Source organism: Gordonia sp. OPL2 (assembly GCF_003797825.1).
In the GTDB taxonomy this organism is placed as follows: domain Bacteria; phylum Actinomycetota; class Actinomycetes; order Mycobacteriales; family Mycobacteriaceae; genus Gordonia.
Map to the genome: position 1 here is coordinate 407,668 of NZ_RKME01000001.1, position 19,565 is coordinate 427,232.

15 protein-coding genes are annotated in these 19,565 nt (G+C 67.6%); 11 read left to right on the plus strand and 4 right to left on the minus strand.

The window, feature by feature from the left end:
* Positions 1 to 49: 49 nt before the first annotated feature.
* On the minus strand, positions 50 to 1,219 hold the full coding sequence (locus EEB19_RS01755) for a catalase family protein (protein ID WP_262365367.1): 1,170 nt from the start codon (positions 1,217 to 1,219) through the stop codon (positions 50 to 52).
* Positions 1,220 to 1,238: 19 nt separating this feature from the next.
* Complete coding sequence (locus EEB19_RS01760) at positions 1,239 to 3,086, minus strand: peroxidase family protein (RefSeq protein WP_187582548.1); 1,848 nt, start codon at positions 3,084 to 3,086, stop codon at positions 1,239 to 1,241.
* 291 nt (positions 3,087 to 3,377) lie between these two features.
* On the opposite strand from EEB19_RS01760, the gene EEB19_RS01765 reads away from it, so the two are divergent.
* From EEB19_RS01765 to EEB19_RS01785, 5 genes are all read left to right on the plus strand, one after another.
* Positions 3,378 to 4,115 carry a hypothetical protein gene (locus EEB19_RS01765; RefSeq protein WP_187582550.1) on the plus strand — a complete coding sequence of 246 codons (738 nt, stop codon included), beginning with the start codon at positions 3,378 to 3,380 and terminating at the stop codon, positions 4,113 to 4,115.
* A 55-nt stretch (positions 4,116 to 4,170) separates the two neighbouring features.
* Entirely contained in the window at positions 4,171 to 4,608 is a 438-nt protein-coding gene (locus EEB19_RS01770) for a helix-turn-helix transcriptional regulator (protein ID WP_187582552.1), read from the plus strand.
* 17 nt (positions 4,609 to 4,625) lie between these two features.
* Positions 4,626 to 5,036 carry a VOC family protein gene (locus EEB19_RS01775; RefSeq protein ID WP_187582554.1) on the plus strand — a complete coding sequence of 137 codons (411 nt, stop codon included), beginning with the start codon at positions 4,626 to 4,628 and terminating at the stop codon, positions 5,034 to 5,036.
* Positions 5,037 to 5,199: 163 nt separating this feature from the next.
* Complete coding sequence (locus EEB19_RS01780) at positions 5,200 to 7,629, plus strand: excinuclease ABC subunit UvrA (protein WP_187582556.1); 2,430 nt, start codon at positions 5,200 to 5,202, stop codon at positions 7,627 to 7,629.
* A 124-nt stretch (positions 7,630 to 7,753) separates the two neighbouring features.
* Entirely contained in the window at positions 7,754 to 9,175 is a 1,422-nt protein-coding gene (locus EEB19_RS01785; protein WP_187582558.1) for a cytochrome P450, read from the plus strand.
* A 24-nt stretch (positions 9,176 to 9,199) separates the two neighbouring features.
* Here the strand turns inward: EEB19_RS01785 and EEB19_RS01790 are convergent, their stop codons facing one another.
* Positions 9,200 to 10,132, minus strand: a complete 933-nt coding sequence (locus EEB19_RS01790) for a LysR family transcriptional regulator (protein ID WP_187582560.1) — start codon at positions 10,130 to 10,132, stop codon at positions 9,200 to 9,202.
* Between the two features lie 129 nt (positions 10,133 to 10,261).
* Between EEB19_RS01790 and EEB19_RS01795 the strand changes: the two genes are divergently transcribed.
* The 4 genes from EEB19_RS01795 (at position 10,262) to EEB19_RS01810 (ending at position 16,486) form a co-directional block, all read left to right on the plus strand.
* Positions 10,262 to 12,061, plus strand: coding sequence for an acyclic terpene utilization AtuA family protein (locus tag EEB19_RS01795; protein ID WP_187582562.1), 1,800 nt, complete (start codon positions 10,262 to 10,264; stop codon positions 12,059 to 12,061).
* Positions 12,058 to 13,575 carry a CoA transferase gene (locus EEB19_RS01800; RefSeq protein ID WP_187582564.1) on the plus strand — a complete coding sequence of 506 codons (1,518 nt, stop codon included), beginning with the start codon at positions 12,058 to 12,060 and terminating at the stop codon, positions 13,573 to 13,575. The genes EEB19_RS01795 and EEB19_RS01800 overlap by 4 nt, the downstream gene beginning before the upstream one ends.
* Positions 13,576 to 13,712: 137 nt before the next feature.
* Entirely contained in the window at positions 13,713 to 15,197 is a 1,485-nt protein-coding gene (locus EEB19_RS01805) for a phosphotransferase family protein (RefSeq protein WP_262365397.1), read from the plus strand.
* Positions 15,198 to 15,211: 14 nt separating this feature from the next.
* Positions 15,212 to 16,486 carry an acyl-CoA dehydrogenase family protein gene (locus EEB19_RS01810; RefSeq protein ID WP_187582568.1) on the plus strand — a complete coding sequence of 425 codons (1,275 nt, stop codon included), beginning with the start codon at positions 15,212 to 15,214 and terminating at the stop codon, positions 16,484 to 16,486.
* Between the two features lie 131 nt (positions 16,487 to 16,617).
* On the opposite strand, the gene EEB19_RS01815 is transcribed toward EEB19_RS01810, so the two are convergent.
* On the minus strand, positions 16,618 to 17,454 hold the full coding sequence (locus EEB19_RS01815; protein WP_187582570.1) for a carboxylesterase: 837 nt from the start codon (positions 17,452 to 17,454) through the stop codon (positions 16,618 to 16,620).
* Between the two features lie 359 nt (positions 17,455 to 17,813).
* Here EEB19_RS01815 and EEB19_RS01820 point away from each other — a divergent pair, with 359 nt between their 5' ends.
* Together EEB19_RS01820 and EEB19_RS01825 are read left to right on the plus strand one after the other, a co-directional pair.
* Positions 17,814 to 18,581, plus strand: a complete 768-nt coding sequence (locus EEB19_RS01820; RefSeq protein ID WP_262365398.1) for an alpha/beta fold hydrolase — start codon at positions 17,814 to 17,816, stop codon at positions 18,579 to 18,581.
* A 12-nt stretch (positions 18,582 to 18,593) separates the two neighbouring features.
* Entirely contained in the window at positions 18,594 to 19,562 is a 969-nt protein-coding gene (locus EEB19_RS01825) for a hypothetical protein (RefSeq protein ID WP_187582574.1), read from the plus strand.
* Positions 19,563 to 19,565 lie beyond the last annotated feature (3 nt).

Genomic DNA, 19,565 nt, shown 5'->3' on the forward strand with positions numbered 1-19,565 from the left:
CGGCGACCGACGATGTGGCGGGTGAACGTCGGCACGCTCCGCACGCCGCTCAGCGCGGAAGGTCGGCCGCCGTGGCCGGTTCGACCATCGGTGCGTTGTTCATCGCGTGCCGGAACTCGCTGGACGCGTCGTACACCTTTCGTTTCAGGCGATTGATCGAGCCGAGGGGCCGATGTGCGGTGATGCAGCGCCAGGAGTTGAACGACAGGACATCGTCGCCGTAGGCGCGGCGCTCCGGTGTGTACGGATCCTGGCGGGGGAACCGGATGACCGCGACCGCACGATGCGGGGATTCCTCCTCCGGCCAGTCGACGGTCGCGTCCTCGATCGGCATGGTGCGCAGATCGGTGCACAGCTGCACCCGGAGTTCGTATTCGGCGTCGTGCTCGGCAAAGAAGTCGACGACCATGTCCTGGAGCGCGTTGACGCCGTCCCGGTCGTCGGTCGGCTGCCCGGCCAGTGCGTGCACCTCCGGCGATCGCGGCGCGTAGAGCATCCGGCACACGTGATCGCCGTAGCGCAGCGGCGCCGAACTGTAGAAGGTGTCGCCGAGGATGTGGGTGTTGCGGCGGACGAACACGGCCAGTGTCTCGGGCAACGGTCGCAGCCGGTGGACGCGGGCGAGGACCTCGCTGGCCACGTCGATCACCCGGTCCGGGAGCCAGGCGAGCAGGATCGCGAGCGGGATCCCCTTCCGGAGATAGGCGCGGGCGTCGGCGAAGAGGAACTCCCGGTGCGTCACGAAGATGAAGTCCTGGGTGACCGCGTGATCGTCGGGGAGGACCTTGTCGGTGGGGTCGACGCCGATGACCTTGATGCCCAGCCCGCGGACGCCGCGGATCTGATCGCTGCGGATGACGCCCGAGGTGGTCGACAGTCGTGCGATGACCGGGTAGGTCCCCGGGGCGGCGAACAGCCCCTGGGCGAGTTCTTCGGGCAGATCACCGAGCACCTCGAGTTCACCGATCAGAATTCCGTGGCTCTTCGCATGCGCATCACGCAGTCCGCGTTTGTGTTTCCGGTAGGCGCGCACATTGTTGCCGCGCAGCTTGGCCACCATCGCATCGAAGATCTCCTCTTCGTCGTTCGCGGGTTGCTCGATCCCGGGCCAGTACTCGACATAGGACGAACGTGATGCGGACGGAGGTGATGAGGACGGAGGTGATGAGGACGGAGGTGATGCGGACGGAGGTGATGCGGACGGAGGTGATGAGGACATGGTTCGACGCTCTCTCATATCAGGGGGCCGGCCACGGGGCGAACGGGTTCGCGACGTGGCGCAGGGTCGGGGCGAGGGTGGGGAAGTGGCGCAGGAGAACCGATCTCATCGAATTGTCCCGCACCCACGACATACCCACCTCGGTGTAGACCTCGGGCCGGAAATCGGCGGTCAGGAACCGGTCGCCGGAGATCCGGCGGGATGCCATCAGGATGAACACGCGGAAGGCGGTGTCGCTGAAGCCGAATCCGGCGGGTTTGGGTTCGGCGTACAGTCCGACCAACAGGTCGACGTCGTCGACGTCGCGATACACCGCGGCGAGCTCGGCGGCGGTCTCCTCGTCGCCGGTCAGTTCGACGAACGAGCCGGCCACCGGCAGCCGGAAGGCCCGCCGGAACGCGTTGTACCGCGGCACACCCCGCTCACGGCTGCGCAGCACGTCGACGGTACCGAGATCCATCAGCGAACCATCGAGTCGGCGCAGTGTCCGCAGTGCCTCGGGGAAGTTGTGCAGATCGAGTGCGCCGGGGTGGGCGCGCCCGAAGGAGTACAGCAGGTCGGGCATCGGGTACTCCGCCATCAGTTCCCGGACCCGGGTGTCCGGCACCGCGTCGGTCAGCAGCTCGTCGAGCCGATGCGAGGCCACTTCCCGATCGGTGTCCGCCCGGCGGATGATGACCTCGTCGGGCATCAGCGGGTGCATCCGGTACACCGCCACGAACTCCTCGGTCAGCGAGTAGGGCACTCCGTGGAACTCCGTCGCGCCGCCGGGGATCCCGGAGAGCACCTCACTGGTGAACAGCCGGCCCGACCGCTTCGCCACCCGCTCGCCGAGCAGTCCGTACCAGTTCCCGCGCATCGCGGCGACCGTTGTCGGGTGGGCGATGATCGCGGGCGTCCAGTCGACCGTGTGGATCTTGGCCATCAGCGCGGTGTTCACCAGTCGGGCGGTGTCGTAGAGCTGTTGATCGTCCATCGAGGGGTAGGCGGACCGCAGTCGACGACAGATGGAGTTGTGCTCGGCCAGGAACAGTGCGTGCAACAGACCGAGACCCAACCAGAAGTTCCCCGCCGGGCCGGTTCGCTCGAGTCCGGCCTCGGCGGCCGGCGGCGGCAGGCCGTCGTCGAGGATCGTGATCTCACCGCCCTCGAGACGACGCATCGCCGTCGCCTGTTCGGCTGTGGCTCCGTAGATCTGCGAGGCGTCCCACCAATGGGTGTCCCGATTGGGGTAGGTGGGTGTAGCACCGGTCGATCCCGGACACGATCGCGTGCGCGGAACCGACATCCGGTCGGATGGCCACGGGCCCCCGGGCTCCGTCGGGATCTCGATGGCGTCGTCGGCGTCGAAGTGGCTCATCCAGTCGTGCACCTCGAACTGAATCCAGGCGGCGGCGAGCAGGTTCAGTGAGGTGGCGGGCCGAAACGTCCTGCGGGCCAGCAGTTCGTTACTGATCGTGCGCGGCGACGGGGTGAGCAGGACGGGCGCGGTCTCGGGTGCGGTGTCGTCGAGCGGGATGTTGCGGCCGAAGAGTGCGCCCTGCGCGCCCATACGTGCCGACGCCACGTCGTTGAACGTGCCGTCGATCGTCCGCGCCCGGGTTGTCGGCGGCGGAGCCGGGTCGTCGGGATCGGCGGGATGCGGCCCCGCATCGAACAGGTTGAGCTCGCGCATCCGGCTGCGCAGTCCCACGAGGACGGCGAGTCCGACGGGCAGCGGCAGCGAATGCCACCCGCGGCGGCGATCCACGGACTCGGCGGCGCCGGCCAGGATGCGGGCGAGTCGTCGTCGGCGTCCCGGCGAGACGCCGGGGTCGGTCGGGTTGTCGGCAATGAGTCCGGTGATCGATCGGATCACTGCGGCCATGGCACCTCCGTCTGGGGGCAGAAGAGTGAGCTGAGCAGGACAGACACAGAGCGGGTGAGGGCCGGACACCGCCGTGGCGGGGTCGGCCGGACCTGCGCATCAAGTATGTCGGCTCCCGAGGGGATCCGGCACGAGTAGCGGACTACCCGAATCGACACACACCGACCGCGCAGCCGGTCGCGGAAGTGGGGTAGTGGCTACTCGTGGCAGAACCGTCGCCACCGGCGACGATGTCTCCGGGGCACGGAAAGACCGTGGGTCAGCAATCTCTCGACTCGGAAGGCAGGTGTGGTGATCCCACCGATTGCGCTCAAGATCAATCTCGACGCCGACATCGCGAACGCCGTGTCGGCCCTCATCCCGCCCGCCGCGAACCCCATCCGGCGGAACATCTGGTTCGCCGAGGCACACCCCGGCATCGATGGGAGTACGACCCCGCTGCTCTCGAGTCGGCTCATCATCAGGATCCGCAGCGGCGATCAGGACGACATCAGCGTCAAGCTGCGACCCTGCACGACCGCCGAGCTGCCGGACCGGTGGAGCCGCGAGTTCGTGGACGGCGACGCCCGCTACCGGATCGAGGCCGACTGGAGCGGACCACAGCGACTCCTCGCGGCGTCCGTCGTGAGCGGCCGGCCCGCAGGGTCCATGGCCGCGCAGATCACGGGGACGGACCCGGTGTCGCTGCTCGATGCGACGCAACGTCAGTTCGTCGTCGCGTGCACGGCAGGCGGGGTACCGATCGACCATCTCGTCGCCATCGGCCCGATCGCGTCGATGACATGGCCGGACATCGACCTCGACGGTGCCCCGGTGACGGTCGAGAGATGGACGATCGCCGATCTCGACATGCTCGAGGTGACGATGCGGCTGCGCCCGCGACCGGCCGACACCACGGCCGGCTTCGAGACCTTCGCATCGGCCCGCTTGTCCGACCTCGAGAACACCGTCTGCGCGCGCGGCGCGCAGATCTGCGCCATGAGCAAGACAGCGCGGGTGTTGCACACCTTCGGAGGATCGGGCGGCTGATCGGTGGGGCCCCGACGACCTGGGCATCGTCGGAGACACGTGGCACGATCTCTGTGTGGCCACCGCTTCGGACGACGACCGACGACTCCGGGACCTCACGCGCCTGCGTCGGGTACGCGATCGCATCGACCGGGAGTACGCCGAACCACTCGACGTCGAGTCACTCGCCCGTGGCGCCCACATGTCGGCCGGACATCTCAGCCGCGAGTTCCGCCGCGTGTACGGGGAGTCGCCCTACTCGTATCTGATGACCCGACGGATCGAGCGCGCGATGACGCTCCTGCGCCGAGGCGACCTGAGCGTCACCGATGTCTGCTTCGCCGTCGGCTGTTCCTCGCTGGGCACCTTCAGCACCCGATTCACCGAGCTGGTCGGGATGCCGCCGAGTGAGTACCGCGTCCACCATGCCGATGCGACGGTCGGCATCCCGGCGTGCCTCGCCAAACAGGTCACCAGACCGATCAGGAATCGAGAAGCGTCGGCCGGTCGGTGACCTCTAGCGTGATGTCCATGAACATCACCATCCACTACGCCTTCCTTCCGCAGACCGATCCGGAGGCCACCCTGGCCTTCTACCGCGACACCCTCGGCTTCGAGGTCCGCAACGACGTCGGCTACGAGGGGATGCGCTGGCTCACCGTCGGCCCACCCGGACAGCCGGGCACATCGATCGTGCTGCACCCGCCGGCCGCGGATCCCGGGATCAGCGACGAGGAGCGCCGCACCATTCTGGAGTTGATCGCCAAGGGCAGCTACGGCGCGCTCACCCTGGGCACCGACGACATCGACGGATTGTTCGAACGGCTCGAGGCCGGCGGCGCCGAGGTGCTGCAGGAACCGACCGACCAACCGTACGGTGTCCGCGACTGCGCGTTCCGCGATCCGTCCGGCAATCTCCTCCGAATCAACCAACTGTCCTGACCCGCAGGCGAATCCATGTGCAGATTCCGCGAGGGGCTCGTCTTCGCAGATGCGTTGACGCCGTACCGGCCGAGAGCGGCCGCCGCGATGGAAGATCTGGTTGGATCGGAGCCACCGGCACCGCAGTTCGATCACGCAGACCAGCCGAACGGACGGAGACACCATGAGCACGGCCGCCACCACGAAGACAACCGGCAGGACGACGCGGAAGGCGTCGGCGACCGCGCGCGGAGCGCGTGACGGCCACGTCGCCGACAGCCATGACCTGATCCGTGTCCACGGGGCCCGCGAGAACAACCTCTCCGACGTCAGTCTCGAGATCCCGAAACGTCGGCTGACCGTGTTCACCGGGGTCTCCGGCTCCGGGAAGAGTTCGCTGGTCTTCAGCACCATCGCGGCGGAGTCGCAGCGGATGATCAACGAGACCTACAGCGCGTTCGTGCAGGGTTTCATGCCCAACCTCGGCAGACCCGACGTGGATGTGCTCGAAGGACTCACCACCGCGATCATCGTCGACCAGGAGCGCATGGGCGCCAATCCCCGGTCCACCGTCGGGACGGCCACCGACGCGAACGCGATGTTGCGAATCCTGTTCAGTCGACTCGGCAAGCCCTATATCGGTTCACCGCAGGCATTCTCGTTCAACGTGGCCTCCATCAGCGGGGCCGGCGCCGTCACCATCGAGAAAGCCGGCCGCACCGTCAAGGAACGTCGCAGCTTCTCGATCACGGGCGGCATGTGCCCGCGCTGCGAGGGTCGCGGTGCGGTGTCCGACTTCGATCTCACCGCGCTCTATGACGACTCGAAGTCGCTGAACGAGGGCGCCCTCACGATCCCCGGCTACAGCATGGAGGGCTGGTACGGCCGCATCTACCGCGGATGCGGTTGGTTCGACCCGGACAAGCCGATCAAGAAGTACACCAAGCGCGAGCTGAACGATCTCCTCTACAAGGAGTCGACCAAGATCAAGGTCGAAGGGGTCAATCTCACCTATCTCGGCCTGATCCCGCAGATCCAGAAGTCGTTCCTGTCCAAGGATCGTGAGGCCATGCAGCCGCACATCCGCGCCTTCGTCGACCGCGCGATCACGTTCACGACCTGCCCCGAGTGCGACGGCACCCGGCTGGCGGAGACGGCGCGTTCGTCGAAGATCAAGGGCAAGAACATCGCCGACGTGTGTGCCATGCAGATCAGCGATCTGGCCGACTGGGTGCGCGGACTGGACGAACCGTCCGTCGGTCCGTTGCTGACCACCCTCGGTGAGACTCTCGACTCCTTCGTCGAGATCGGTCTCGGCTATCTCTCGCTCGACCGACCCGCGGGGACGCTGTCCGGGGGAGAAGCGCAGCGCACCAAGCTGATCCGTCATCTCGGGTCGTCGCTCACCGACGTCACCTACGTGTTCGACGAGCCGTCCATCGGTCTGCACCCGCACGACATCGATCGGATGAACGATCTGCTCCTCGCGCTGCGCGACAAGGGCAACACCGTGCTCGTCGTCGAGCACAAACCCGAGGTCATCGCCATCGCCGATCATGTCGTCGACCTGGGACCGCGAGCGGGAACCGAGGGCGGCCAGATCGTGTTCGAGGGCACCGTGGACGGGCTGCGAGGCAGCGACACACTCACCGGACGTCACCTCGACGACCGCGCCTCGCTGAAGGATTCGGTGCGGGAATCGACCGGCGCCCTGGAGATACGCGGCGCCTGCACCCACAATCTCCGCGACGTCGACGTCGACATCCCGCTCGGGGTGCTCGTGGTGGTGACCGGGGTCGCGGGCTCCGGCAAGAGTTCACTGATCGACGGTTCGGTCTCCCGCCGCGACGACGTCGTCTCCATCGATCAGGGTGCGATCAAGGGGTCCCGGCGGAGCAACCCGGCCACCTACACCGGGTTGCTCGACCCGATCCGCAAGGCGTTCGCCAAGGCCAACGGAGTCAAACCAGGCCTGTTCAGCGCCAATTCCGAAGGGGCCTGCCCCAACTGCAACGGCGCCGGGGTCATCTACTCGGACCTGGCGATGATGTCGGGCGTCGCCACACCGTGCGAGGTGTGCGACGGCAAGCGGTTCTCGGCGGAGGTGCTCGACTACACCTTCGGCGGCAAGGACATCAGCGAGGTGCTGACCATGTCGGTCGCCCAGGCCGAGGAGTTCTTCTCCGACGGCGACGCCAGACTCCCCGCCGCGCACAAGATCCTCGTGCGGCTCCGAGACGTCGGCCTCGGCTACCTGACGATCGGTCAGCCGCTGACGACCCTGTCGGGTGGTGAGCGGCAGCGGCTGAAGCTGGCCGCGCAGATGGGCGACAAAGGAGATGTGTACGTGCTCGACGAGCCGACCACGGGTCTGCACCTCGCCGATGTCGAACAACTCCTCGAACTCCTCGACCGGCTGGTCGACTCGGGCAAGTCCGTCATCGTCATCGAGCATCACCAGGCGGTGATGGCGCACGCGGACTGGATCGTCGACCTCGGTCCGGGTGCGGGCCACGACGGCGGCAGCATCGTCTTCGAGGGCACTCCGGCCGACCTCGTCGCGGACCGCGCGACGGTGACCGGCAAACATCTCGCAGAGTATGTGGGCGCATGAAAACCCGTTTCTGAGGACACGCGTTTCCATCAGTCGTAGACTCATCGTTGGAACATCTGTCACAATTCGTTCCATTGGTGCTCGCAGCCCGATGAGCACCTCGACGTGTGGGGAGAGTGCAACGATGCAGTCCGCGAAGAAGACCATGCAGTCGGTGCTGGCCACCGCCAGCCGTGCCTATCCGAGCCCTCCACGTGCGCTGGCGGAACCACCCGCCGGATCAGACCTGAAGCCGGTCATGGGTGATGCCGGGATGCCGTTCCTCGGCAACACCCTCGAAGCGCTCGCCGATCCCCTTGCCAGCGCGATGAAGCGATTCGATCGGTTCGGCCCGGTGTCGTGGTCGGGGTCGCTCAACATGAACATCGTGACCCTGGTCGGGCCCGAGGCCATCGAGGCCGCGTGGATGAACCGGCAGAAGGCGTTCTCCAGCGAGGACGGCTGGGAGCCCATGATCGGCCCGTTCTTCCGTCGCGGGATCATGCTGATGGACTTCGACGAGCACATGCACCACCGCCGGATCCTGCAGCAGGCCTTCACCCGGCCGCGTCTGAACGGATACCTCGACATCATGACGCCGCACATCGAGAAGACCCTGTCGAACTGGGAGGTCGGCAAAGGGTTCCCGATGTACTCCCGCACCAAGGATTTGACCCTGTCGCTTGCCACCGAGGTGTTCGTCGGTGCCTCACTGAACGAGGCGCAGGCCCACCGACTCGAGAGTGCCTTCGAGGCGGCGGTGCGCGGCGGCCAGGCCCTCGTCCGCGCCGACGTGCGGGACTGGACCTGGGCCCGCGGACTGCGGGGCCGCGAGTACCTGCAGAAGTACTTCCGGTCGGAGATCGCTGCGCGGCGGGCGGGTGACGGCGACGACCTGTTCAGCGTCCTGTGCCACAGCGAGGACGAGGACGGCAACACATTCGGTGACGAGGACGTCGTCAACCACATGATCTTCGTGATGATGGCGGCCCACGACACCAGCACGATTGCGCTGTCGATGCTGACCTACTTCCTGGGCCGGTACCCGGAATGGCAGGAGCGCCTGCGCGACGAGTCGCTCGCGCTGGGCAAGTCCACCCTCGACTACGACGACCTCGACTCGCTGCCGAGTCTGGATCTCGCCTTCAAGGAGACGCTGCGCATCAACGCACCCGTGGGCATGCTGTTCCGCAAGACCATCGCCGACACCGACATCCTGGGTCACTACGTGCCCAAGGACACGCTCGTCGCCATCCATCCGTGGGCATCGATGCTCCGCGAGGAGTGGTGGCCGAACCCGACGCAGTGGAACCCCGAACGATTCTCCGCCGAACGCCGTGAGGACAAGGTCCACCGGTTCGCCTGGGCGCCGTTCGGCGGCGGGGCACACAAGTGCATCGGATTGTATTTCGGTGGCATGGAGGTGAAGTCGATCATGCACCAGATGCTGCAGAGGTTCGAGTGGTCGGTTCCCACCGACTACCGCCTCGATCTCACCTATGGAACCGGGCCGACGCCGGCCGACGGTCTCCCGATCGATTTCCGGCAACGCAGGACGGCCGGGTGAACGCACCCCGGTGATCGGGCCTGATCAGATCGTCTCCGGCGCCTGTGGCCGAGAGTCCTTCTGATCGAGTCCGGCCACGGTGTCGACCAGATCCGCGATCAGCTCCTCGCCCTCTTCGCGGTTGGTCCGCCAGGCCGCGACCGTGGTGATCCGTGCACGGACGCCGTCGATCGGCAGGATCCGCACCGGCTCGCCGATGAACAAACGGTTCGCCATCCCGGCCCCGAGACCGACCAGGGTGAAGGCCTGACCGGTCGCGACGAGGTGGGCCAGGCCGACGAAGTTGTCTCCGGTGAGTGTGATCCGCTTGCGGATGCCATGTCGGTCGAGCAGTTCGTCGAGGTTGCGGTAGATCTCCGGGGCGGCGTCATGCGTGATCGACGCGAACGGGATGTCGGCGAGGTCGGACAGGGCGACCGAGGTGCGTTCCGGTCCGATCGCCGCTGTTCCGACGGCGACACCGACGGGCTGGCGTTCGAGGAACAGACTCCGTATCCCGGCCCCGCGTACCGGTCCGTGGACCAGCGCGAGGTCGATGTGTCCGGCACGCAGATCGCGCAGCAGCGGCTCCGAACTCGCCGGCAGCAGACGCGGCACGATGTCCGGATGCAGGGCGGCCAGGTCGGCGAGGAACGTGTCGCGTACGGTCGCAGACACCTCGGGGGCGATACCGATCACCGCCCGCCGGGTCGTCCGGGCGCCGGCACGGCCGACGACATCGGCGAGGGCGTCGACCCGTTCCACGATGTCGACGGCCCGGGGGAGCAGCACCCCACCCGCTTCGGTGAGGTCGACACGGTGATGGGCGCGCACGAAGAGCGATGCCCCGAACTCGCGCTCGAGGTCCTTGATCCGTCTGCTCAACGGCGATGGCGCGATGTGCAGCCGGGCGGCGGCGCGGGAGAAACTGCGCTCCTCGGCGACCGCCACGAACGAGCGGAGATGGATCAGGTCCACGCCCTTACCCTATCGACGCCCGTGCCGCCAGGACCGATCCGGTCATCTACGCATGCGCGAATCGGTGCTGGTGTGGCCGGTCCGTCGTCCCTAGCGTGAGACGAGAGGCGTCGACCATGGAGGTGGCAGATGACACGCAGACCGATCCGGATCGCGAACTTCTCCGGATATCTCGGGGATCGCCGGACGGCGATCGACGAGGCGATCGCGGGCGACCCGGTCGACGTCCTGATGGGTGACTACCTCGCCGAGATCACCCTGGCGGCGTTGTCGGCGGCCCATCAGCGCAATCCCGATCGGGGATACGTCGACTACTTCGTCCGGCAGATCCGTCCGCATCTCACCGCGATCGCCGACCGTGGGATCAAGGTGGTCACGAACGCCGGCGGGTTCCATCCGGCGGCCCTCGCCGAGACCCTGCGCGACGAGATCGCCGTCGCGGGTGTGGACCTGCGCGTCGCGCACATCGAGGGAGACGACATCCTGTCCGATCTGGGTCGCCTGGGCGAGCTCGGTCACCGTTTCGACAACCTCGACAGCGGTGCACCCCTTGATGACTGGGCAGCCACGCCGTTCGCGGCCAACGCCTACCTCGGGGGCTGGGGTGTCACCGAGGCGTTGCGAGCAGGAGCCGACATCGTGGTCTGCGGCCGGGTGACGGACGCATCGTTGACCGTGGGGCCCGCGGCCTGGTGGCACGACTGGGCCGTCGACAACTGGGACCGGCTCGCCGGTGGAGTCCTGGCCGGGCACATCATCGAATGCGGTCCCCACGCCGTCGGCGGCAACTTCTCCGGCTTCCTCGACATCGCCCACCGACGTGTCCCGGGTTTCCCGATCGCCGAGGTCGCCGCCGACGGCTCCTGCGTCATCACCAAACACGGGCGCGACGGCGGTGCCGTCACCGCCGACACCGTGACCGCACAGATCATGTACGAAATCCAGGGTCCGGTGTACCTGAACCCGGATGTCACGGCCCGGCTCGACCACGTCCGGGTGACGGACATGGGCGACGACCGGGTGGAGGTGTCCGGGGCAACCGGATCGCCGCCACCGCCGACGACCAAGGTCGCCATCTTCGGGCCGGTCGGGGCGTCGGTCGTCAACACTGTGTTCGTGACCTCGCCGCATGTCGAGGAGAAGATCGCGCTCGTCCGCGATCAGCTCGAACTCGGTCTACCCGAAGGGGTCTCGCTGGACCTGACGCCGATCGGCACGGCCGCCGACGACCCGGAGTCACAGTGGTCGGCGACGGTGGCCCTGCGCGTGATGGCGACCGCCGACTCGGCGGAGGTGCTCGCCGACGCCGAGATGGGAGCGCGTCTCGGCAGCCTCTATCTACAGGGCATTCCCGGCTACTTCCACGACGGAGCCGCCGGATTGGCCTCCACGCCGCGGCCGCGCATCGACTACTGGCCGGGGCTGTTGCCGATGGAGGCCCTCGAGCATCGCACCGTTCTCGACGACGGACGGGTCATCGAGGTGCCCCCGCCGGCGACGACCGGCGTCGTCGACCAACCGGTCCACCCCGAACCGGTGGAGGCCCCGCTGCCGGATCGGGTGACCCGCCTGCCACTGGGCACCCTCACCCACGCCCGCAGCGGCGACAAGGGTGGCAACAGCAACGTCGGCATCTGGACGGCGGACCCGCGGGTCTGGTTGTGGCTGAGACGGTTCCTGACCACCGACGAGATCCGTCGACTGATCCCGGAGGCGAAGGATCTCGATGTGGTCCGGCACGAGTTCCCCGAGCTGCAGGCGGTGCATTTCGTGCTCCGCGGGCTGCTCGGTACGGGCGGGTCGTCGAATACCCGGGTGGATCAGGTGGGCAAGGCCGTCGGCGAGTACCTGCGGTCCCGGCAGGTGCTCATCCCGGACGACCTCCTCGACGGCACCGACGTGCACGACCATGGGGCAGATGCCCGATGACATCGTTGACCGATCGCCTCACGGCCGCCACCACGAATCCGGCGACCGACGACACCTTCGACCCCGCCGCCGAGCTCGCGGACGTTCTCGCCGGGATCGGGTTGTCCGCCGCCGACGCCGGCGGCACCGTCGACTTCCGCGGCGCCGACCCCGTCGTGCCCAGCACCCTGCGCCTCGGTGGTGCCGCCGCCATCGCGCTCGCCGCCAAATCGGTTGCCGTGTCCAAACTCTGGCGCCTCCGAGGAGGGGAGGGTCAGGACATCTCGATCGATCTCCGCAGCACACCGCACCGGTTGTGCCCGTTCTACGACCGCCGCTGGGAACTCGTCAACGGCTACCCGGCGGGGACACCGGCCAATCCCTCGAACGCGCTCGGCTTCCGGTTCTACCGGACCGGTGACGACCGGTGGGTCATGCCTCTCAATCCCTATCCGAAGATCAAGGTGGGCGCACAGCGTCTCCTCGGTGTGCCGGATGACGAGGCCGCCGTCGCCGACGCGATCGCAAGCTGGAAGGGTCACGAACTCGAAGAGGCCGGCGCAGCGGCCGGCGTCGTGATGCCGATGCTGCGCACCGTCCCGGAGTTGTTGCGGGAGGAACACTTCCGCGAGGTACTCGCAGACATGCCGCTGATCGAGATCACCCGGATCGGCGACAGCGAACCCGAACCGCTTCCGCCGGGCGCCGACCAGCCGTTCGACGGCATCCGCGCACTCGGAATGGGCCACGTCATCGCCGGAGCAGGTGTCGGTCAGGCGTTGGCTCTGCACGGCGCAGACGTCCTCAACATCTGGCGCCCGAACGAACTCGAACACGACACGACCTATGTCAGCGCGAACGTCGGGGTGCGCTCGGCGACGCTGGATCCCTACCGCGGCGACGGGGCCGCGCGAATCCGGGATCTCCTTGCAGGCGCAGACGTGTTCTACGCCAACCGACGGCCCGGCTACCTGGCCGACATCGGCCTGTCGCCGCATGCGGCCGCAGACACCCGTCCCGGGATCATCCATGCGAGCGCATCCCTCAACGGCGAGACCGGCCCCTGGTCGTCCTGGGTCGGATTCGACCAGACCGCAGGCAGTCTCGCGGGGATGATGTTGCTCGAGGGTGGTGGCGACGAGCCGGCCCTGCCGCCGATACTCGTCGTCAACGACTACATCGTCTCGTGGCTGATGGCCGCCGGGGTGACCGAGGCGCTCGCCCGGCGGGCCGAGGAGGGCGGCAGTTACCGGGTCCACGTGTCGCTGACGCGTGCCGCCCTGTGGATCGTCGGCATGGGGATCTTCGACAAGGACTATGCGACACACACTGCGGGACGCCACATCGGCGACGACGACCGTCATGTCTATCTCGATCCTGAGACCTTCACCGCCGACACCCCGCTGGGCCGGTACCAGGGGGTGACCGAGCAGGTACACATGAGCGCCACCCCGGGCCGGTATCGGACGGTGTTGGTGCCTCGCGGCTCATCGCGGCCGGAATGGGCGACCGACCGGCATCAACACGCCAGATGAGTCGCAGGACAGCGGACGCCCGCGGGCGATAACTGCGACACGCGTGTCGCATGGCCTTTCGTCAACTGCCGACGGAACGGTCGCTCGGCCGGGTAGCGTCGCAACGTCGAGGTCGAGACACGAGGGGGACGGTAGTGATCGAGCCGAACAACAGGTCCGCGGACACCGATGCCACCGACGGGCATCACGGACCACCGACCGACGCCGCCGAGGTCGCGTCCCGGATCGCCCGGCGCCTGGGCCGGATCTGGGACCGCGACCTGACGGTACGGGCCGCACGCGTCCTTCCCGCAGGCGCGAGTCGCACCACGTATGCGGTCGTCCTCGGCGACGAGGCGGTGGACGGACGCGGCGACGCGACGGCGGACGAGGCGGTCATCGTGCGGGCGGTCCCGTCGGCCGCGCCGGGCGACGGCGGACTCGACAGCGAGGTGCGGGTGCTGAGGGCCGCTGTGGACGCAGGTGTCCCCGTGCCCGAGGTCCTCGACGTGAGTGACTCCGCCGACGATGACAACATTTTCGGATTCCCCTACGCCGTACTGAGATTCGTCGACGGCGAGTCGATTCCGCGACGCATCCTGCGCGACGAGGCGTTCGCCCCGATCCGCGACGATTTCGCACGGCAGGCCGGCGAGATCCTCGCTCGCGTTCATCGGATGGACCCGAACCCCACGGGACTGTCGCCCCTCGGTGATCCGCTCGACGCGCTGCGCACCTTGTTCCCCGTCGAATACGCCCAGGCCCCTGCCGGTCTCGTCATCGCGATGGACTGGTTGGATCGGCACCGGCCCGAACCGTCACCCACGTCGGTGGTCCACGGCGACTTCCGACTCGGCAACCTGCTGATCACGTCGGACCGTATCTCATCCGTCCTCGACTGGGAGCTCGCGCATCTCGGGGATCCGATGGAGGATCTCGGATGGTTGTGCGCCAAGGCGTGGCGGTTCGGCGTCGCGCGCCCGGTCGCCGGAATGGGCACCCGCGCCGAACTCCTCGACGCGTACGCCGAAGTCAGCGGCCGGCGTCCGACCGAGGAGACGCTCCGGTGGTGGGAGCTCTACGCCACGGTCCGGTGGGGCCTCATCTGTGGCGCCCAGGCCAACCGCCATCTCGACGGATCCGAACGATCGATGGAGCTCGCCGCGATCGGACGACGCAGCGCGGAGCAGGAATTCGATGCGCTGTTGACGCTCGGCGCCGCCACACCGCTGCCCACGCCCGACCCCCTCGACGACGGCACCGTCGCAACCGGCGACGCCGCGACGGAGGAGCCCCACGGCGCGCCGACGATGCTGCAGTTGCTCGAATCGGTGTCCGGGTTCCTCGTCGACGAGGTGGGCGCCGACGACGGGGTGTCGCCACAGGTCCGATTTCGCACCCGCGTGGCGACGAACGTGATCGCCACGGTGCGTCGGCAACTGCTCCTCGGCGATCGGCAGGCCAAGGAGAGTCGTCGGCGCCTGGCCGGTCTGGGCGTGTCCGACGGGGCTGCTCTCGTCGACGCTCTACGCGACGGCACACTGTCCGCCGCCGACGACACCGTCCTGTCGGTGGTGACCGCCGAGGTGACCGACCGCCTGCTGGTGGCCAACCCCCGACATCTGTCCCGACCCGATTGCTGACCGAGAGGCCCGACATGGATTTCGCGCTGCCCGACACACTCACCGACTACCTGGCCGAGCTCGATGCGTTCATCGAGGCGGAGATCGTCCCGCTGCAGGCGGCCGACGACAACGACCGCTTCTTCGATCATCGCCGCGAGGACGCCCGGACCGACTGGGACCGCGGCGGTCTCCCGAGCGCCGACTGGGAGGCGCTGCTCGGGGAGGCACGCCGACGCGCCGACGCCGCGGGACATTTCCGGTATCCGTTCCCCGCGGAGTTCGGTGGTCGCGACGGCTCCAATCTGTCCATGGCGGTGATCCGGGAGCATCTGGCGGCCAAAGGACTCGGGCTGCACTGCGATCTGCAGAACGAACACAGCATCGTCGGCAACAACATCGGGTTGCTGCTCATGCTGGAGTACGGCTCACCCGAGCAACGAACGGAATGGGTGGAGGGGCTGGCCGCCGGACAACGCTTCTTCGCCTTCGGGATCACCGAACCCGAGCACGGCTCCGACGCCACCCACATGGAGACCACGGCGGTACGTGATGGCGACACGTGGGTCATCAACGGCGCGAAGACCTGGAACACCGGTATCCACGCCGCACACCGTGACATCATCTTCGCGCGCACCGATGGCGATGCCGGGGACGCACGGGGGATCACCGCATTCCTGGTGGATCCGCAGAGCGAGGGGTTCACCGTCGAGGAGTACCTGTGGACGTTCAACATGCCGACCGATCATGCACACATCACACTGCGCGACGTGCGCGTCCCGCATTCGGCCATCATGGGGGAGGAGGGCCGGGGTCTGCAGATCGTGCAGCACTTCTTCAACGAGAACCGTATTCGGCAGGCCGCCTCGAGTCTCGGTGCCGCCCAGTACTGCATCGACCGAGCCGTCGCCTACGCCAACGAACGTGCTCCGTTCGGCAAGAAGCTGTCGACCAACCAGGCCATCCAGTTCCCGCTCGTCGAGTTGCACACCCGGGCAGCGATGGTGCGCGCCCTCGTCCGTGAAACCGCCTGGAAGATGGACACCTACGGCCCGTTCGCCGCCTCACAGGAGGTGTCGATGTGCAACTACCAGGCCAACCGCCTGTGTTGCGACGCCGCCGATCAGGCGATGCAGGTCTTCGGCGGCCGCGGGTACTCCCGTCACGAGCCGTTCGAGCACATCTATCGTCACCACCGGCGCTACCGCATCACGGAGGGGGCCGACGAGATCCAGATGCGTCGGATCGCCGGCTATCTGTTCGGGTTCATGGCCTCCGGAGCCCCGAAGGGCGTCAAGCCGAAGGAGTGAGATGGTCCTCGTCGCGCCAACCGAGATGTGTTCTCGGAGAACAGGGTTCGCACATCGGTGATTGCCCCCGGCCATCGGGTGCCGGGTGGACGCCGCCCCGCCACCCCGGCCGGCCGAAGCGACGTCGTGGGTCAGGCGCTCTGCCGTGGTCCGGAAGCGCGGTCCGCGAGTTGTCCGACCGCCCAGTCCAAAGCATGGTCGGCGACCGCCTCCCAGCCCGGCTCGGCGCACGTCCAATGCGAGCGGCCGGGGAACTCGTGATAGTCGGTCACCGCCGACGACTTCCGATAGTGACGGGCATTGGACCGGTTGACCGACGGCGGCATGATGTTGTCCGCGCCGCCGGCGATGAACAACAGGGGAGCGCGGTCGTCACGCGCGTAGTCCACCCACGTCTCGAGGTGGCGGGGGGTGAGGTTCGCGAACAATCCGTAGCGCCAGACCCACGAACCGGGCGCGGGAATGGCATAGCGCTCGTAGGCCTCTCGTGATTCCTCCGCGCCGACGGTGTTCGTGAACGAGTAGCGGAACTCGTCCAGGGTGAACCCGGCCGCCCGGTGTCGATTCGCCGGGTTCTTCAGTATCGGGAACAGCGATCTGAGCTGCGACGGAGGATTCACCCGAACCCCCTCGGTGGGCGCGGAGTCGATGACGACGGCGGCCGAACCGAGACCGCGGTTCACCAGCAGCTGGGTGAGAGTGCCGCCGAACGAATGTCCGATGAGGATGGGTTCGGTCGGGAGCCCGCTGATGACGGCGGCGAGATGATCCACGGTGTCCGGCACGGTCAGATCGGCGATCACCGAGGGGTTCTCGCGCAGTGCCTCGACCTCGATGTCGAAACCGGGATAGGCCGGCGCCAGGACGCGATAGCCCTTCGCCTCGTAGTAGGAGACCCAGTGCTCCCAGCTCCTGGGCGTCATCCACAGTCCGTGGATCAGAACGATGGTGTCGGTCGTGGCAGGCATGGCTGCTCCGTTCAGGTCGACGTGGCGGTGGTCGTGATCGGTGATGATCGCCGGCGGGTGGTCCGCACTCTAATCCGCCACGCGCACCCCGAGTTGGCTCTCCGTGCACACCTTTGTCCCCACAGGGCACGCCTGGTCCGCCGCGGCCTGCACGCAACTGCCCACCGGGCACATCGATGACCGCCGCCGTGCACTCACAGCACAATGACGTGCAACCACAACCATCCGGGCAGCACGCCGAACTCGTACGTTTGATGAGTCCGTCTCCCCACGAAAGGGTTTGTGCCATGTCGTCCACCGCCCGTACCGGTCGGTCACCTCTCACTGTCCTGGGCGGGCTCCTGAGCGCCGCCGCACTGATGCTCACCGTTCTCGTGTCGACCGTGGCGCCGGCTAACGCAGCCCCGACGACGAAGCCGACGATCGTGCTCGTCCACGGAGCATTCGCGGACTCGTCGGGCTGGCGAGACGTCGCTGCGACGTTGCGCACCCAGGGCTACCCGGTGCAGACCTTCGACAACCCGCTCCGCGGGCCGGCCCATGACTCGGCGCTGCTCGAAGAGAAGCTGACCACGATCCCCGGGCCGATCGTCCTGGTCGGCCACTCCTACGGCGGTGCCGTGATCACCAACACGCACGATCCAGACGTCGTCGCCAACGTCTACATCGCGGCGTTCGCACCGCAGCGCGGGGAGTTCGTCCAGGGCCTGCTCAACCCGATCACCTATCCCGGGAGCAGACTGCTGCCACCGGCACTGCAGCTCAAGGTTGTCGACGACCCCACCGGTCCGGGAGGAAAGAACCTCGACGGCTACATAGCGCGTCAGTACTTCCACGAGATCTTCGCGCAGGACGTCAGCACCGCGACCGCCGCCGACATGTATGCGCATCAGAAGTCCGCCGCACTGAGCGCGAACCTCGAGCCGTCCGGTGACCCGTCGTGGCGGAAGGTGCCCAGCTGGTACCTCGTCTCGCGCCAGGATCGCGTCATCCCACCTGCACTGCAGTGGTTCATGGCGTCGCGTGCGGCACCCGGTCGTACCTCGGCGATCGACGCCGGCCACGCGTCACTGGTGTCCCGTCCGGGGCCGGTCACCGCGGTGATCGTCGCCGCGGCCCAGAGCTGACGTCGGACCGCCGTGGCCGTCGTCTTCGACACCTCGGCGCTCGCCCCGGGGGCCCGGTGCGAGGCGGCGGCCGCGGCCCTGCGGATGAGGTCGTTCCCCTCGGAGGTCGAGTGGGACACGACCTGCGATGTCTCCGTCCTGCTCGAGCTCTGGGACTACGGCGCGGTCACTGCGTTCCGAGCCGAGATGTCCGGCCATCATCAGTTCCGCAGCGCGACACACATCCGTGCCGGCCAGGTCGACACGGTGGCGATCGCGGTGCAGGAGAGGGGGGTCGGACGTCTCGAACAAAGAGGAGAGGTCCGGATGTTGTGTCCGGGCGACCTGTTCGTGGTCGACCTCGACGAACCGTATGCCTACGGGTGGGACGGCAACGGCGCCGCACGCAGCGTGCGGGTCCCCCTGGCGGCCGCCGGGATCGTCGGCTCCGATCTCGACGACCTGGCCGATCTCGTGCGCACCGGTCCGTTGTGCCCACTTGTCACGCAGCACATCTGGCACCTGTGCTCGTCCGCCGACCCCGGCGTCTCGTCCCGGCCTGCGGTCGGCACGGCAACCGCCGCTCTCATCCGCGGCATGTTCGCAGGACTGCGCCCTCGGCACGGCAGAGTCCAGCGGAGCCCGGCGGACCTGGTGGAGGCGGTCACCGCCTTCGTCCGGACGCATCTGACCGATTCCGGACTGTCGGAGGCGACGATCGCCGATAATCTCGGGGTGGGCATCGCCGATCTCCGGCATCTCTCGGTCTCCACCCAGTTCGATCTCGAACGATGGATTCTCGCCGAGCGGTTGGTGATGGCCCGCGAGATGATCGGAGAGCAGCACGATCGGTGGCGACCCGAGCAGTCGCGTCATTGGGGCTTCTCGAACTCGGCACGGTTCACCGAGGAGTTCACGGCCACCTATGGAGTCTCACCCGATGAATGGCAACAGATCTCGGCTACCGAACGGGACACGCGGGATGACGGCCGATCGGTGTGAGAC

Coding starts and splice junctions, on each gene's coding strand:
- EEB19_RS01795 (WP_187582562.1), top strand. CDS start 10,262: ATGACACGCAGACCGATCCGGATCGCGAACTTCTCCGGATATCTCGGG.
- EEB19_RS01800 (WP_187582564.1), top strand. CDS start 12,058: ATGACATCGTTGACCGATCGCCTCACGGCCGCCACCACGAATCCGGCG.
- EEB19_RS01760 (WP_187582548.1), bottom strand. CDS start 3,086: ATGGCCGCAGTGATCCGATCGATCACCGGACTCATTGCCGACAACCCG.
- EEB19_RS01755 (WP_262365367.1), bottom strand. CDS start 1,219: ATGTCCTCATCACCTCCGTCCGCATCACCTCCGTCCGCATCACCTCCG.
- EEB19_RS01810 (WP_187582568.1), top strand. CDS start 15,212: ATGGATTTCGCGCTGCCCGACACACTCACCGACTACCTGGCCGAGCTC.
- EEB19_RS01780 (WP_187582556.1), top strand. CDS start 5,200: ATGAGCACGGCCGCCACCACGAAGACAACCGGCAGGACGACGCGGAAG.
- EEB19_RS01785 (WP_187582558.1), top strand. CDS start 7,754: ATGCAGTCCGCGAAGAAGACCATGCAGTCGGTGCTGGCCACCGCCAGC.
- EEB19_RS01815 (WP_187582570.1), bottom strand. CDS start 17,454: ATGCCTGCCACGACCGACACCATCGTTCTGATCCACGGACTGTGGATG.
- EEB19_RS01820 (WP_262365398.1), top strand. CDS start 17,814: ATGCTCACCGTTCTCGTGTCGACCGTGGCGCCGGCTAACGCAGCCCCG.
- EEB19_RS01775 (WP_187582554.1), top strand. CDS start 4,626: ATGAACATCACCATCCACTACGCCTTCCTTCCGCAGACCGATCCGGAG.